Genomic DNA, 14,807 nt, shown 5'->3' on the forward strand with positions numbered 1-14,807 from the left:
GCGTGCTTAGGACTCGCTTCGCTTCGGACGCACCACGCCGAGGGGGGTGCGCTTGGGTTCGCCGTCGGCGCGCGGATAGACGCGGGGCGTGGCGGAGGACTTCTCGAGGACGAGGATGCGACCGGTGGGCGTAGGGATAGTCGTGGCGTGGGTGATCTTGAGCAGGTGCAGCGCGGGGGCCGCCTCTTCGAGTTCAGCGTCGGCCTGCTCGCCCTTGATGAGCGCGATGCGCCCGCCGATTCGCGCGAAGGGCGCGGTGAGTTCGGCGAGCGTGGGCAGGCGGCCGACGGCACGCGCGATCACGGCGTCGTAGGCCTCGCGATGCCCGCCGGTGCGTGATGTGCCGGCGTTGTGGGTCTGGGCACGCTCGCCTCGATCGTGGGCGGCACGCTCGGCACGCTGGGCGAGGACGGTGACGTTGGCGAGCGCGAGCATGTCGGCGTTGGCGATGCGCTCGAGGAACGCGGCTTTCTTCGCGGTGGCTTCGAGGAGTGTGAAGCGGAGGTGGGGGAGGCAGATGGCGAGGGGGATCCCGGGGAGGCCGCCACCGGAGCCGATGTCGATGACGCGCGCGCCCTCGGGGAGGTCGGCGAGGACGGGGAGGAGCGTGAGGGAATCGAGGATGTGTCGCCGCCAGATCTCGTGGGCGTCGGTGACGGCGGTGAGGTTCATCTGCTCGTTGGCGGCGAGGAGGAGGGCGAGATACAGCCCGAGCCGATCGAGATCGCCGGACTCGAACTCGACGCCGATCGACGAGGCCTCGGTGGAGAACTCGGGCGGTGGGGTGAGCGGCGCGGGGCGAGGCAGGTCAATCAAAGGACGCGACGGCGGTGCGTCGGCGCGTGCGGATCGGTTCGTCGATGGGGACGCGGGGCGACGGCTTCCCGGATGTTGGGAGGTCGGGCGTGGCCTAGAAGTCGGGCGTGCGGGCTTGCGGTTCATGCGTCGTGCTACTCGTCCTCGTCCTGGGCGGCGTTGAAGGCTCGGCGTGGGGCGACGCCTCGGCGGAGGGCGACGCTCGCGACGAGGCCCGACATCATCCAACTCGCGAGCATGCTCGAGCCGCCGTAACTGACGAAGGGTAGGGTGATGCCGATGATGGGCAGAAGCCCGAGATTCATGCCGAGATTCACAAAGACCTGGCCCCCGACGAAGGCGGCGCACCCGACGCAGACGAGTCGGCCGTAGGTGTCGTGGGCGGTGGCGCCGACGAGGAGCGACCCGGCGATCCAGACGCCAAAGAGGCCGAGCATCATGAGCACGCCCACCAGGCCGAACCGATTGGCGATGACGGCGGGGATCATGTCGTTGTGGCGTTCGGGGAGGCCGCTGTATCGAATGTACACGCGGCTTCGTGCATCGGAGTTTCCGGTGATGCCGCCGGCGGCGAGGAGGCGCTTGGCCGTCGAGGACTGCATGTTGATGTCCTGGTCGGCGCTGGTGTCGCCCTTGAACTGCTGCATAAGCCCGACGATTCGGGCCTTCTGGTGGGGAAGCAGGAGCGGATACGCGGCGGGGGCGATCGCGAGGGCGGCGACGACGATGAGCGTGAGGTGGCGGAGCCTCGCGCCTGCGACGATCAGCATGGCGAAGAGCGCGGGGACAAAGAGCGAGGCCGTGCCCAGGTCGGGCTGGAGGTTGATAAGCCCGATGGGGATGAGCGTGATGGCGAAGGGCATCGCCAGCCCTTTCAGCGTCTTTCGCCCTTTGTGGCGGCGGAGAAACCACGCGAGGGCGACGACGTAGGTGATCTTGGCGAACTCGCTGGGCTGGAGTTGCAAGGGGCCGATGTCGATCCAACTGCGCGCGCCGTGGCGGGGCTTGACGATCGACGTCGGGACGGCTGGGATCAGCAGGAAGACGAGCAGGAGGATGGTGAAGACCGCGAGGGGGATGCTCGCGAACCCCAGCCAGCGCGGCGGCACGAGCATGACGACGAGCGACAAACCGAAGCCGACCGCGGCGAAGACGAGTTGCTTGGAGGCATACGCCGAGAGCGTCTCGCCGGGCGCGTGCGTGAGCGTGGTGGCGAGATCCACGGCATAGACCGAGAGGGCGCACAGGATCGCGGTGGCGAGGAGCGTCAGCCACGCCGGACCGATGGAGACGATCGCGCGGAGGAGCGCGAGCGGGCCGAAGGGCGCCGCGAATCCAACCGGGTTGGCCCGTGGCGAGGTCACGGTTCCAGGTATCCCTCGGCAATGAGGGCGTGGACGATCTGGTTGGCGATGGGTCCCGAGACCTTGCCGCCGCTGCCCGCGTAATCACAGACGACGGCGATCGCGTATCTCGGGCGATCGCGGCCCACGAGGATCACGAACCAGGAGTGATCGCCCGCGGCGATGGTTTCTTCATTGGTGGATGTGCCGTCGGGGCTGAACTTCAGTGGGCTGGCGGTGGCGGTGCCGGTCTTGCCCCAGATCTTGACGCCCTTGGCGTTGAAGATCGGTTCGCGGGAGCCGTTGATGGTGAGGTGGTTGCCTGTACCGTCGCTGTCATTGACGCTGAGCCACAGGCCGTGGAGCGTCTGCTCGACGGCGGACTGGTTGAGGTTGACGCGCCCGGCATCGGTGATGGGATCTTCCTCCACGATGCGTGGCTCGACGCGGGCGCCGAAGCGGGCGAGCGTCGCATAGGCGTTGGCGGCGTGGAGGGGTGTCCACGCGACGGGGCCCTGACCGATTCCCATCTGGATCGCCTGACCCATGCTGATACCCTCGCCATCGGCGTAGAGGAACCGTCCAGGTTGTGTGGGATCGGGCCTGGGCGGGCCGAGTTCGCCGGGATATTCGAGACCGATGCCGAGGTTGAACGCGGTGCCCACGTGGAAGTCGCGGAAGACGTCGCGGACGCTCGAGGGGCCGAGGCGCTTGCCGAGTTCGAAGAAGACGATGTTGCAGGAGACCATGATGGCCTCGTCTCCAGCGAGGTCGTGCCCGAGGAAGTCGGAGTGGGTCTGCTTGTATTCCTTGTAGATCCAGCATCGCAGGGAGTCGGGATCATTGGGAAGGAAGTGGCCCGTGCAGGCGATGCGCTCGTCGACACCCATCACGCCGCGCGATTCGGATTCGGAGAGGATGAGGGCCTTGACGATCGAGCCGGGTTGATAGGCGCTGGCGATGGCGCGATTGACGAGAGGCGTGCGCAGGGCGAGGTCGCGTGAGTTGGTGGAGAGTTCGCCGGATTCCAACTGCTCGCGCGTGTACGTCGGCGTCGAGACCATCGCGAGGATCTCGGCGGTGTCCACGTCGAGCACGACCGCGGCACCGCACAGGGGTGTGCCCAGGGGCAACTCGCCGATCAGGACCTTTTCATCGGGCTTGGGTTCCTTGCGTTGCCAGGACTGCACGACGGCAAGGCCGGCCTCGGGAGTCATGGCGGCCTGCACGCGCGCCTGGAGCATGGCGTCGATGGTGAGGTGGAGGTCGCGCCCTCGCGTGGGCTTGCGGATGGAACTGTCGTCGGTGGCATCGACGCGGACGGACTTCACGCCGCGCAAGCCACGGAGTTCGTGCTCGCGGGAACTCTCGATGCCGGCGTCGCCGACGCGGTCGTCGTCGAAGTATTGGCCGAGGTCGAAGGTGCGCCCACGGCCGATCTCGGCGAGGGCGCGGTCCTTCACGTCGGGATGGGCGTCGAGGTAGGCCCGGCGCGCGGGGGCGTCCTCGGCGTAGACCTTCGACCGAACCTTGCCCAGGACGTGGCAGAGCAGTCCATCAACGTGGACGGTGAACAGCGAGGGCGTCGCGTCGGAAGTCGCCGTGCGTAAGGGGCTGGGGAAGGTCGATCGATCGAGTTCGATGTCGACGGATTCCATGGGGTACTCACGCTCGCCGGCGTTGGTGACGGTGAGGCCGGGGATCGTCTCGACGAACTGGGTCGTGCCCGGCTCGGCGGCGGCGAGAGAATCGTCGGCGGTGGAGTCGGCGCGCGACTCGACGCCGGGCGGAAGGACTTCCACACGCTCGCCCACCAGGAGCAGACAGGCGAAGGCGGCATCATCATCGAGGGCACGGATGACGGTGTGGTTCGATCGCTGCTCGGCGATCTCCTTGTCGGTGCGTTTCTCGACCTGCTCGCGGACCTCGTCGGTGATCTCGACGCCCTGATCGCGAAGGGCGGCGAACTCGCGGATGCGCCAGAAGTCGACGAGGGTCGCCCGGCGGGACTCGACCTGGCGCACGATCGAGTCTCGCGCCTGATCGAGCGTGGACCGGTCCACGCCGGCGCGCTCGGCGAGGAGATCCCACGCGTGGGCCAGGTGGGCGTTGTAGACGGCCTCGAAGGCGAGGACGCGCTCGGCACGCTGCTCCTTTGACATCGCGGCCCAGGCGTGCCCCGTGCTCGATCGGGCGTGCGACGCGGCCCGTGCTTTGGCCCACTCGCCCGAGATCACGTCGTAGGGAAGATCAACGCGGTATCCCGGGCGATCCATGGCGAGGATGCGCCCCTTGCGGTCGAGGATCGAGCCGCGGGCCGCGGGGATGAAGGTGTTTTGCAACAGACGGGCCTCGGTGTCCTCTCGTGCTGCGTCGGCGTGGAGGATCGCGAGTCTCGAGGCCTGCGTGGCGAGGACGAGGCTTAGCACGAGGAAGATGCCCAGGATGAGCGCGAGGCGCGGGATCGACGACCCGCGCGTCGCGGGGCGCTGGCTGAGGAGCGTGGTGTGGGCCTGGCGATCCATCGCGGCTCCGCGTGCTTCGTTGGGTGAGGCCTACGCCTTGGCCTTGTCCCTCGTGATCTGGGCGTATGCGTTGTGGTTGTGGATCGATTCGAAGTTCTCGGAGTTGATCGAGTACCACGAGATGCGAGGCTCGGCCTCGAGCGAGAGTGCAAGGTCGCGGACGATGTCCTCCACGAACTTCGGATTCTCATAGGCCTTCTCGGTCACGAACTTCTCATCGGGGCGCTTCAGGACGGCATAGACCGGGCAACTCGCCGCATTCTCCAGCAACTCGACGAGTTCCTCGATCCACAGGTCGGAGTTGAGTCGCACCTTCGCGGCGATATGGCAGCGCTGGTTGTGGGCGCCGTGGATGCTGATCTCTTTGGAGCAGGGGCAGAGGCTCGTGGCCGGGGCCGAGACGCTCATCGTGAAGTCGCCGACCTCCTTGGAACCGCCGTGGCTGGAGTCGAGCGTGCTCTCGGCCTCGAAGGAGACGCGATAGTCCATCAGGCCGGGGTGTCCCGTGACGGGCGCGGCCTTCTTGATGAAGTAGGTGAAGGAGACCTCAAGGTGGGCGGTCTTCGCGTTGAGTCGTTCGCGGATGGCGTGGGCGATGCCCGGGATTTTGTCGGGAGTGATCGGCTCGCTCGTGTGGTCGTTCAAGACCTCGAGGAAGCGGCTCATGTGCGTGCCCTTCTGCGTGTGCGGTAGGGAGACGTACATGTTGATCGTGGCGACGGTGGTCTGCGTGCCGCCATGCATCTCGCGCAGGCGGATGGGGTAGGTCACGTCCTTGACGCCCACTTTATCGATCGCGATGCGGCGTGCATCGCGTGAGGCTTGCACGTCGGGAATTGCGGAGGTCTCTGGCTCAAATGTCATCGGCGCATCGTAGGTCGCGAGGGGTCTGACGCCCGGCACGGAATGTCCGTCGGTCAGGCCGGTTTGGCGCCAGTCACCGCGGGACGCTCCAGCATCGAGTTGGCCCAGGCGATGCCGATCGGCGCCCCAAGGAACGCCCCGGCGGCCCAGTCCAACGAGGTCGGGCGGAGCATGCCCAGAAGTCGACCCGAGGTCGCCGACAGCACGGGATCCTTGAGCGTGACCATCCCGACGATGGGGGCGACGATCGACACCAGGAGGGTCGCGGCGATGGGGGTGAGCGGCGAGAGTCGCACGCCCAGCATCGACGCGATGATCTGGGAACCGGCGCCGGCGCCCAGGGCCGCGAGCGCGACGCCCATGACGGTCTGGCCTTTGAGCGACTCGTAGACGATGAGGCTGGCGAGGGCACCGGCGAGAATGGCGCCGGCGATGATCGATCCGCCGAGCGAGATGGCCAGCGGCTTGGCGTCGGATGTCTCTTCGAGGAACCGCGTCTTGATTCGTTCACCCAGAGTCAACGCAGGGTTGGGCGTCGCCATGGGCTGCCCATGATCGTTGGTCCCGAGGCGTTCGATCGCCATGGCCAGCCCGAGGCCGAGGGCCGCAAGCATCGCATGCTCGGCGGCGAGCGTGCCCCAGATCGAGCCAATCTTGGAGTCCACCGGTTGGGCCTGGATGATGTTCTGGATCAGGCCCAGGTGCCACGCGGCCCAGGCGAGGATGATCCCCGCGACCATGTATCCCATGTCTCGCGCCATGAATCGGGCGCCGATAAGGCCGAGCGCAGCAGCACCGACCAACGCCGCCAGAGCGCCCAGGAGCGTGCCAACGGGTCGGGTGCCGATGAAGATCGTCGTGCCGGTGGCGCCGTCGGCCGTCGTCCCGAAGCCCAGCAGGCTCCCCAGGAGCGGGCCGACAAGAAGCAGGGCGGCGAGCACGAGAATCCAGCGAAAGACGGCCTTAAGCATGGGACATCGTTGGAGGCCTCGGAGTCCGAGGCGAATCCTGTGCATGCCCGCGAGCGAGGAGCCAATGTCTCACTGGCCTCCACGCCAGAGTTATGTCTGAGATGGCTCATCGTGTGGCGTTGGATGGCCATGATGTGTTCGGTTCATGGCCCGGGCTACCGTCCGCCGATGCCTACATGGGGTGCGTCGTCGAATCGTGCCCCGGCCGCCCTCGGCAAGGAGCCACCGATGCCTCCATCCCCATCACGCGAGACCAACGCCGCCCACGATGCTCTACCGATTGCTGCCGGCTCGTGGTGGCGGGGGTGGATCTGGCCGCGCTGCTTCGAGGCGTGGCGGCTCTCGCTTCGGCCGGCGAGCATCGGGCTGGGCACGCTGCTCATCGTGCTGGTGCTCCTCATCGCCCAGATGCCGGGCCTGTGGTCGTCGGACACGCAGACGAGAGCACGTGAGGACGAGATCGAGAAGTTCGACTGGGCGGCCACGGAGATCACGTCTGGTGTTCTCTCGCTCGCGCACATGCGTGTCGCCAACGGTCTGAAACTCGCGCTGGAGGCGCTGCTCGGGCTGCTCACGCATGACCCCCTTGAGACGCTCCTTGTGGGAATCCCGGCGCTCGCGATACTGGCGGTGTTGGGCGGCGCGATCACGCGGATGAGTGCAGAATCATTCTCGCTCCGTCGGCGCATGCCCTGGACCGAGGCGCTCGGCTTCGCGTCGAAGCGCTGGGCGAGCCTGGTCGGCGCGATGCTCGGCCCGCTCGCGATCATCGGGCTGCTCGCGCTGGCGCTGGCGATCTCGGGGCTGCTGGCCAAGGCCGAGGTCACGCGCTTTGTCCTCGCCATCGGTCTTGGCGTCGGATTGCTCGTCGGCCTGCTCGCGGTGCTGATGCTCGTGGGCTATCTGCTGGCGCTCCCCCTGCTTCCCGCGGCGGTGGTCGTGGAGTCCACCGACGCCGTCGATGCCGCCCAGCGGGCGTACGCGTACGTGATCGATCGGCCCGTTCGTCTCATCTTCTACTCGGCGATTCTGCTGGCGCAGGGCGTGCTCCTGGCCGTGCTTGCCCAGTGGCTGGCCGACTTCATCATCGGGTTCACGCACTGGTCGATGCGCTGGTTCGTGGGCGACGCCCTTGGTCGGAGCGGCGAGGGTGTCGCGACCGATGCCCAGTGGCTGCTCGACGCGCTCTCGAGTTCGGGTGAGCACATCGAGCAGCGAGGCGTCGCCGCAAGCATCGCTGGGTTCTGGGTCGTTCTTGTCCGCATCCTCGCGAGCGGCGTGGGCGTGAGCGCGTTCTTCGCTTCGGCGTCGGTGGTGTATCTCTTGATCCGCCAGGCCGCGGACGGACAGCACCCGTCGGACATCTGGACGCCGGGATCGGTGCCGGGGGTGTCGAATGTGGTGGTGGAATCGGAGAATACCGCATCAGACGATGAGGGCGACGATTGAACGTGTCTCATCAGGATCGTCGCCGAGTCTCAACTCAACTCATCTCCAGAATCTGACGCTTCAACTGAGGGTGGAGTTTCTAGATCCGCTTGAGTGAGCGGACTAGGCACGCCATCGATCGTTTGTGCCGCCGCGACGTCGAACTCTCCCGATCGCGTCCGTCGCAAGGCCGTCAGCATCCCGCCGACGGTCGCGACCTTCTTCGCGAGCGACGCCCCGATGTCGCGCGCGAGGCTGCGGATGTATGTCCCCTTGCCACAAACGACCTCGACACGAACGCTGGGCCAGGCGAACTCAAGGACCCGAATCGACCGGACGAAGACGGGACGCTCGGCGAGGACGACCATCTCCCCGGCTCGCGCCATCTCGTGGGCCCGCCGCCCGCCGATGCGCATTGCCGAGAACGCCGGCGGCCGCTGCAGGATCGTTCCCTGGAACTTCTCGATCGTCGCGATGAACGTCGGCTCATCGATCGTGCGTACGCCCATGTGCCGCGTGATCTCGCCCTCGGCATCGTCGGTGGACGACGACGCCGAGAAGTCGATCGTCGCGTCGTACGTCTTGTCGCCGATCATGATCTGGTTGCAGAGTCGCGTCGCCTTCCCCACAAGGACGACGAGCAAGCCCGTGGCCATGGGGTCGAGCGTGCCGCCGTGTCCGACCTTGATGCGTTTGGGCGCGCCGCCCTTGCGGAGTCGCCCTCGGATGATGGCGCAGACATCCATCGAGGTGAAGCCGGGCTGCTTGTCGATGAGCAGCAGCCCGCAGGGCGTGGGAGTTTCTGGAGTTCCATCGCCGCGTGCATGTGGAGGATTCTCGCTCATGGCTCCCGCTCCACCACGAGCACCTCAACGAATCGCCCCTTGGAGTAGTTGAACCCTAGCACGCGATCGACGATGCGGAGCGAGGCCTGGTGGAGTTCATCGTCGTCGGCGACGTTCCGTTCGAGGAAGAGGATGCCGTCGGGATGGGCCTTTGCCCAAGCCTTCCATTCCTGTCGCCACAGGCGCTCGCAGCGCCCGCGCGTAAGGAAGATCAGGCTGTCCTCGTCGTAGCCGTATTCAAGACGGGGGAGTCCCGGGCGATCCTCGTGCCCCCCTCGCACGCACGCGAGCGGTCGAGAGTGGGTTGGATCAATCGGCGGCATGGCACGCACGAGTCTTTCGCTCGTCCTTGCGATCGTGATCTGGGGAATGACCACGCCCACACCCGCCGCGAGGACAATCCCGCACGAAACGCCCGCGACCGAGGCATGGAGCCACGCCCGCGATCGAGTGCTCCGGATCACGCCGTGTGCCACGAACACTCCCGCGCCCGCACAGAGCACGATCGTCGCGATCCCGATCGACCTGGCAGACGCCGACGCATCGGACCAACTCCACCACACCCACGCCGTCGCGGCGAGCGCGGGGAGCATCGCCATCACGCCCATCATCACGCCCCACGCACGAGCGAGCCACGCCGCCGCGTTCGGCACAACAACCCCGTCACACGCCACCCGCACCACCAACATCGCGCTCACGATCGCCAGCACCGACAACAGCGGCATGGTGTAGTGGGGGAGTTTCGTGCTCGAGATCTCGAAGACAATCCACGATGGCAGCACCATCGAAGCGCACCACACCAAGGACACGTCCAACTCGGCCTCACGACGCCACATGCCGCGGGCCGCACGCACAATTCCCCACCCGGCGAAGATCGACCCCGCGCCCAGCACGAGAGGCATGAGCAGAATGTGGTATCCCGGGAAGCCGCCGTGGCCCTCCGCCGCGCTCCCCGCCCGACCGATCGTCTCCGCACGGATCGTCTTCCAGTACTCATCAAACCCGATCTCGCGCACGACCAGCAGCACCCACGGCAGCGCGACGGCACACGCGAGCGGCACGCCCCACCAGGGTCCGAGCGTCCGCCACCAGCGCCACTCGCGCGACGCGATCGAGAACGCGATCGCCCCAAGTACAACAACCATCGGCGTCACCGGACCCTTGGTCATAATACCGATACCCACGAGCAGCCAGAGCACGATCGCGTCGCGCACGCCGCGCCAAGTGCCACGATGCTCGAAGACCCGCCACAGGAACAGGAGCGCGGCGGTCGTCACGCCGACGAGCACCATGTCCGCCCGGCCTTGCCTTGCCTCCCACGAGATCACCGGTGAAACAGCGACAAAGAGCGCGGCGAGGAGCCCCGTGGCGTCTGCATGCCCGCGGCTGTCGACGTTCGCGCCCGATCGGTGTGCCGCGATCGTGCCCAGCCGCCTTCCCAATCGCCACGTCGCGAAGACGGCGACGATCCCCGCGATCGCCGAGGGCAGGCGATACATCCAGATCGCGTCGCGCGTCGCGTTCGGCCCGATATCGCCCGTCAGCGCCGCGGCCGTCCCCGCTTGGAGCCAATAGATGAGTGGCGGTTTGTTCAGGCGCGGGCGGTCCTGCACCATCGGCACGATCCACCCCGAAGCATCCGGCGAGTTGTACATCTGCCGGCTCGCCTGCGTGAATCGAGGCTCGTCGCGATCGATCGGTGGGTTAGTGAACAAACCCGGCACGAACGCCAGGAGACACACGGCAAGCAGCAGCAGCGCACCGCGTCGGGGCGTGTGCGACATGACTGTGCTCGCCGTGGCCTCGAGCCATCGAGGAAGCTGAAACGGCGGGGAGCACGCGGTCTCGTTGGTGTTTGCTACGATCGGCTTCAAGACAAATGGCGTTCGGCACGCCTCCGATGGAACCGTCTTGGCCAGGCCGCTCCCGAGCGCGACGCAGGAACCCCGACGAGTTGAACGAGACCGACTATAACGCGATCGAAACGACGCTGGGGCCGCCCGTTCGATGGCGTCCTGTCCTGATCGCGTCCGGCGTGCTCGTGGTGGCGGGGTTGGCGTGCATCCCCTTCGACGCCACGATCGCCGACGCCGCCCAACGAGCGGGCAAATCCCTCGGCGGCGACCTCGAGCGCACGCTCAGACTCCTCGAGCAGTTCGGCGATGTCGCGACCACCATCATCGTCGCCCTCGGTGTCCTGCTCTGTGGCAGCGGCTCGCTCCGCGCACGCCTCATCCTCTGGCTCTCGGGAGCGATCACCACCTCCGCCCTGGTGCACGTCCTGAAGATCGCCATCGGTCGCCCGCGCCCGCGGTTCCACGACCCTGACACCTTCGCCTGGTTCTTTCGCACCTATCCCGTCCAGCATCAGGGCGAGGAGGTCGCGCGCTACTCCTGGCAGACCTGGATCGGCAGCAGCAGCGACCTCGCCTCCATGCCCTCCAGCCACACGTCCGCCGCCTTCGCCATGGCCGTCGGACTCAGTGTCGTCTTCCCCAGGGGTCGATGGCTCTGGCTCACTCTCGCGACGATCGTCGCCCTCGCGCGCGTTCTGCATGGAGCGCACTATGTCTCGGATGTGCTCGTGGGGGCCTCGGTCGGACTCCTGGGCGGCTCGATCGGCGTCTCTCTTTCCCGGCGTGGTCTGTCGAAGCGGATGGGTCGATAACGCAGACAGTGCCGTCGCGCCAACGCCGGCGTCTCAGGCCGAGCCGCAGCCAGGATCGCCTCCCGACGACCCCCGACGACCCGGGCTAAACTCGCTTCCCCTTTTTCAGCACGGAGAGGTGTCCGAGTGGCTGAAGGAGCAGCACTGGAAATGCTGTATACGGGTAACCGTATCGGGGGTTCGAATCCCCCCCTCTCCGCTTGAATAGCCCCGAGCCGATTCGGCCTCGGGGCTTTTTCATTGGTACACACTCACAGTCGCGAGTGTCCGCAGGCCATTACCGCCCGGCGTGATCGAGTGACTCGGCCCGAAGGATGTGCAAATCGGCGAGTTGCTCAAGCGTCCCTGTGATGGTGGTTGGCATGCCTACGAAGTCGCGGACGGTGTCGATCGTCGCGGCGTGACCCTGCGCGTCAGTAAGCAGGTAATACGTCGGTATCCCGGTGGCGTCGCGGGAGAGGAGCATGGGGGGGATGCCGCCCTGGATGCAGAGGATGGCGCAGGCGCGGTGGGCCTTACCCTCGCCGGGTTTCATGGCTCCGAGGTAGCACTTGGGGTCGATGACCTCGCCGGTTATGGTGATGGGGCCTAGGGATTTGGGCGTGGGGATCTCGCGTGGCGGCGAGTCGGGGGTGGTGGCCACCGAGGCCATCGCGTCGGGTGATGAGGCGACCTCGATCATGCGGCGGTGGTCGCGCTCGAGGAGTGTGCCCTTGATGGTGGCGGTGGTGTGGTTGAAGGGTTTGATGCGTTCGCGGATGCCATGCTTTCCTTCGGCGACGAGGAGGATGACGCTCGGGCCCTGGTGTTCGCTGACGATGAGCATGGGCTGGGGTTCGGCGAGGATGGTGCCGGTCCAGGAGTTGGTGTCCACGTGCCAGACGGCGTTCCCGGGGGAACGCTGGGCGAGTGCGGCGAGGCTCGCGACAATGGCGAGGAGGATCATGATGAGGGGGAGCGCGAGGCGGACGGTGTCGCGATGCTCGCGAGGGGCGGGGAGATAGCCGACGTAGATGCGGTTTGGATTGTCGGGGGTGGTGGGCATGGGATGTTTCTTGGTGATGAATCGGATCGATTCCTACTGCACGCTGCCGTGATAGGCGCAGTCCGCATATTCACGCAGCCAGGAGGGCACGTCATCACGCTCGAGAAACTTCTCGATGAATGACTGAAGCTGCGGTGCGATGTCGCGGCGTTTCTTCGCCCGGTGTACTGAAACGATGTGCCCGATTCCGTGAAGGGCGCTGATTCGGCACGCACTCGTGCGGCATTTCAAGAGAGCCGTTTCAAGGATGTGAACTCCTGGCTCAACCAAATGGGGTGCCTTGTCTGGAAACATGACGGTTCCTGCAAGGTTGTCCATGTCCCAGATCATGTAGACCGCACCGTCGATTATGTGCTTGAGATACAGTTGGCTGTCTGGGTCTGAGCCCCTATTCCCGCAAACTCGATCGAAGAGGTTGGTGTACATGGTCGCAATCGATCGGATGCAGCCGGACTGAAGATCTACGGGAATCTGGGAGTCGCGGACCGTTTTGATATACTCCGAACCCGTTCCGAAGAGAAACCACGTGGCCTTTGCAATCTGATTGTCCGTGAACTCCTCCACAACCGAGTTGGGTGATTCAAAGAGTCTGGTCATGTATGTCGCCAGCAACGAGACTTCCAAGTTCAAGAATCGTTCCTGTCTGACAATGCCAACCTCCCACGAGTCCGCGTCGTTTCCGCTGAAATCGTCCCACGCTTGAGTAAAGCAGTAGTATCGCCATTCCTCGAACGTTGGTGATTGTGATTCCATTTATCCTCTGCGGCAATTTGCCAGTCACACATCGGCCATGAGTTCCAGTCCTGTAGTCACACACATTACGGGATCGGTGCCGGTGTCGCGGGATCGTTGAGCGGGCGCGGCTTTGGATTGACGAGGATGCGGCGGCCCTCGATGCGGACCTCGTGGGTGGGGACGCGATCGTCGAAGGGTGGTGGGGCGGCGCCGGATTCGGGGCGGTATTGGTAGCCGTGCCAGGGGCAGGTGATGCAGCCGTCGAGGATCTGGCCCTCGGCGAGGGGGCCGCCCTGGTGGGCGCAGACGCCGGAGATCGCGGCGATGGTGGTAGTGTCGCGGAAGACGGCGATGGGCGGGCCGGCTTTGGTGCAGATCGAGACGGCGCGAGAGGGGGCGATGTCGTCGATGGAGCCGGCGTCGAGCCAGGATGTGGCGGGGTCTGTGGGTGTTGTGAGGGCGTCCTTGCGTTTCTGCTTGAAGGCGGCAGCGAGGTGGAGCGTGGTGAGTGTGGCGAGGCCGAGGATCAGCGCGATTGGGATGAATCGTGAGGGCTCGGACTGCATGATGCCGAGGGCGACGTGGAGGACGAGGAGCGCGTAGGCGAGATAGACGAGCATGTGGATGGACTTCCACACGCGGGGCGTGAGGTTCTTGAGCCAGAAGTCGTGGCTGGTGGCGGCGAGGACGAAGAGGATCAGGAAGGCGACGAATCCGAGGATCTCGAAGGGGAAACGGCTGATGGAGGCGTAGTCGTGTGTGGCGTCGAGGAGGGCGCTCGCGGGGTTCCGGACGCCGAAGCCGCCATAGAAGCCGATCGCGATCAGGGCGTGGAGGAGGGCGAGGAGGAAGATGGTGACGCCGAGATGGCGACGGTTGTAAAGGAGCGGGGCGAAGCGTGTGGAGAGGCGGGCGAGAGGGCCGATGGCGAGGGCGACGTGGAGGAGGGTGAGGCTGGTGAGGCCGAGGGCGCGCATCGCGAGGATGGGTGGTGAAATGGCCTCGGCGCCCGCGTGGGTGAGGGAGGTGATCGTCGCGAAGGTGATGAGGAGGATGAGCGTGGCGGCGACGATCGCGAGGTCGTAGAGACGCTTGTGGCGGTTCCACTGGATGGCTCGATAGGCGACGCTCATGGGAGGCTCGAGGCCTGGGGGATGTCGGTGTGAGCGCGATCCTCGCGGGTGGCGATAGTGGCCCACAGTGCCGCGGCGAGGAGGATTGGGAGGATGATCCAGATTAGGCGATGGATGGAGCGTTGGGTGCGGGTCATGGAGTGCAGGTCATGGGTGATGATGCGCGGACTCGCGTGAGTGGTGACGGAGGTTGGCGCGGAGCATGAGGGGCCAGAGGGCGATGAGGCCGGGGATGATGAGGAGGCGGAAGGGAAGGGAGCCATTGGCGGCGGCGGGGTCAACTGAGTTGATGCCCCGGAAGGCGAGGGGGATGGCGAGGAGCGCGCCGATGGCGAAGTAGATGCTGAGGGTCAGAAGCATGAAGTCCATGGGAGACATGCGGGGTTTGATGCCAGGGGGTGGGCTTGGTCTCAGATTCGTGGATTCACGCTTGA

13 protein-coding genes and 1 tRNA gene are annotated in these 14,807 nt (G+C 66.0%); 3 read left to right on the forward strand and 11 right to left on the reverse strand.

Annotated features, from left to right (window positions below; translation table 11 throughout):
• Nucleotides 1-6: 6 nt before the first annotated feature.
• The 5 genes from rsmG to IPK69_11595 form a co-directional block, all read right to left on the reverse strand.
• Nucleotides 7-816, reverse strand: coding sequence for a 16S rRNA (guanine(527)-N(7))-methyltransferase RsmG (rsmG, locus tag IPK69_11575; protein ID QQS08615.1), 810 nt, complete (start codon nt 814-816; stop codon nt 7-9).
• Nucleotides 817-950: 134 nt separating this feature from the next.
• On the reverse strand, nt 951-2,180 hold the full coding sequence (locus IPK69_11580; GenBank protein ID QQS08616.1) for a rod shape-determining protein RodA: 1,230 nt from the start codon (nt 2,178-2,180) through the stop codon (nt 951-953).
• Entirely contained in the window at nt 2,177-4,684 is a 2,508-nt protein-coding gene (locus tag IPK69_11585; protein ID QQS08617.1) for a penicillin-binding protein 2, read from the reverse strand. The genes IPK69_11580 and IPK69_11585 overlap by 4 nt, the downstream gene beginning before the upstream one ends.
• A gap of 30 nt (nt 4,685-4,714) precedes the next feature.
• Nucleotides 4,715-5,548 carry a GTP cyclohydrolase I FolE2 gene (locus tag IPK69_11590; protein QQS08618.1) on the reverse strand — a complete coding sequence of 278 codons (834 nt, stop codon included), beginning with the start codon at nt 5,546-5,548 and terminating at the stop codon, nt 4,715-4,717.
• A gap of 53 nt (nt 5,549-5,601) precedes the next feature.
• Nucleotides 5,602-6,519, reverse strand: a complete 918-nt coding sequence (locus IPK69_11595; protein ID QQS08619.1) for a hypothetical protein — start codon at nt 6,517-6,519, stop codon at nt 5,602-5,604.
• A gap of 228 nt (nt 6,520-6,747) precedes the next feature.
• Between IPK69_11595 and IPK69_11600 the strand changes: the two genes are divergently transcribed.
• Nucleotides 6,748-7,968, forward strand: a complete 1,221-nt coding sequence (locus IPK69_11600; GenBank protein ID QQS08620.1) for a hypothetical protein — start codon at nt 6,748-6,750, stop codon at nt 7,966-7,968.
• 29 nt (nt 7,969-7,997) lie between these two features.
• Here IPK69_11600 and truB read toward each other — a convergent pair whose 3' ends face one another.
• Both truB and IPK69_11610 read right to left on the reverse strand, forming a co-directional pair.
• On the reverse strand, nt 7,998-8,792 hold the full coding sequence (truB, locus tag IPK69_11605) for a tRNA pseudouridine(55) synthase TruB (GenBank protein QQS08621.1): 795 nt from the start codon (nt 8,790-8,792) through the stop codon (nt 7,998-8,000).
• A complete protein-coding gene (locus IPK69_11610; protein ID QQS08622.1) occupies nt 8,789-10,576 on the reverse strand; it encodes a glycosyltransferase family 39 protein in 1,788 nt (595 codons plus the stop codon). The genes truB and IPK69_11610 overlap by 4 nt, the downstream gene beginning before the upstream one ends.
• A gap of 170 nt (nt 10,577-10,746) precedes the next feature.
• Here IPK69_11610 and IPK69_11615 point away from each other — a divergent pair, with 170 nt between their 5' ends.
• Nucleotides 10,747-11,460 carry a phosphatase PAP2 family protein gene (locus IPK69_11615; GenBank protein QQS08623.1) on the forward strand — a complete coding sequence of 238 codons (714 nt, stop codon included), beginning with the start codon at nt 10,747-10,749 and terminating at the stop codon, nt 11,458-11,460.
• Nucleotides 11,461-11,572: 112 nt separating this feature from the next.
• Nucleotides 11,573-11,659, forward strand: a tRNA-Ser gene (locus IPK69_11620).
• A 78-nt stretch (nt 11,660-11,737) separates the two neighbouring features.
• Here IPK69_11620 and IPK69_11625 read toward each other — a convergent pair.
• The 4 genes from IPK69_11625 to IPK69_11640 form a co-directional block, all read right to left on the reverse strand.
• Entirely contained in the window at nt 11,738-12,505 is a 768-nt protein-coding gene (locus IPK69_11625) for a hypothetical protein (protein QQS08624.1), read from the reverse strand.
• A 33-nt stretch (nt 12,506-12,538) separates the two neighbouring features.
• Nucleotides 12,539-13,258 carry a hypothetical protein gene (locus IPK69_11630; GenBank protein ID QQS08625.1) on the reverse strand — a complete coding sequence of 240 codons (720 nt, stop codon included), beginning with the start codon at nt 13,256-13,258 and terminating at the stop codon, nt 12,539-12,541.
• Nucleotides 13,259-13,323: 65 nt separating this feature from the next.
• Nucleotides 13,324-14,373, reverse strand: coding sequence for a ferric reductase-like transmembrane domain-containing protein (locus IPK69_11635; GenBank protein ID QQS08626.1), 1,050 nt, complete (start codon nt 14,371-14,373; stop codon nt 13,324-13,326).
• Between the two features lie 147 nt (nt 14,374-14,520).
• On the reverse strand, nt 14,521-14,751 hold the full coding sequence (locus tag IPK69_11640; protein QQS08627.1) for a hypothetical protein: 231 nt from the start codon (nt 14,749-14,751) through the stop codon (nt 14,521-14,523).
• Nucleotides 14,752-14,807 lie beyond the last annotated feature (56 nt).

The organism is Phycisphaerales bacterium (assembly GCA_016699835.1).
Taxonomy (GTDB): domain Bacteria; phylum Planctomycetota; class Phycisphaerae; order Phycisphaerales; family UBA1924.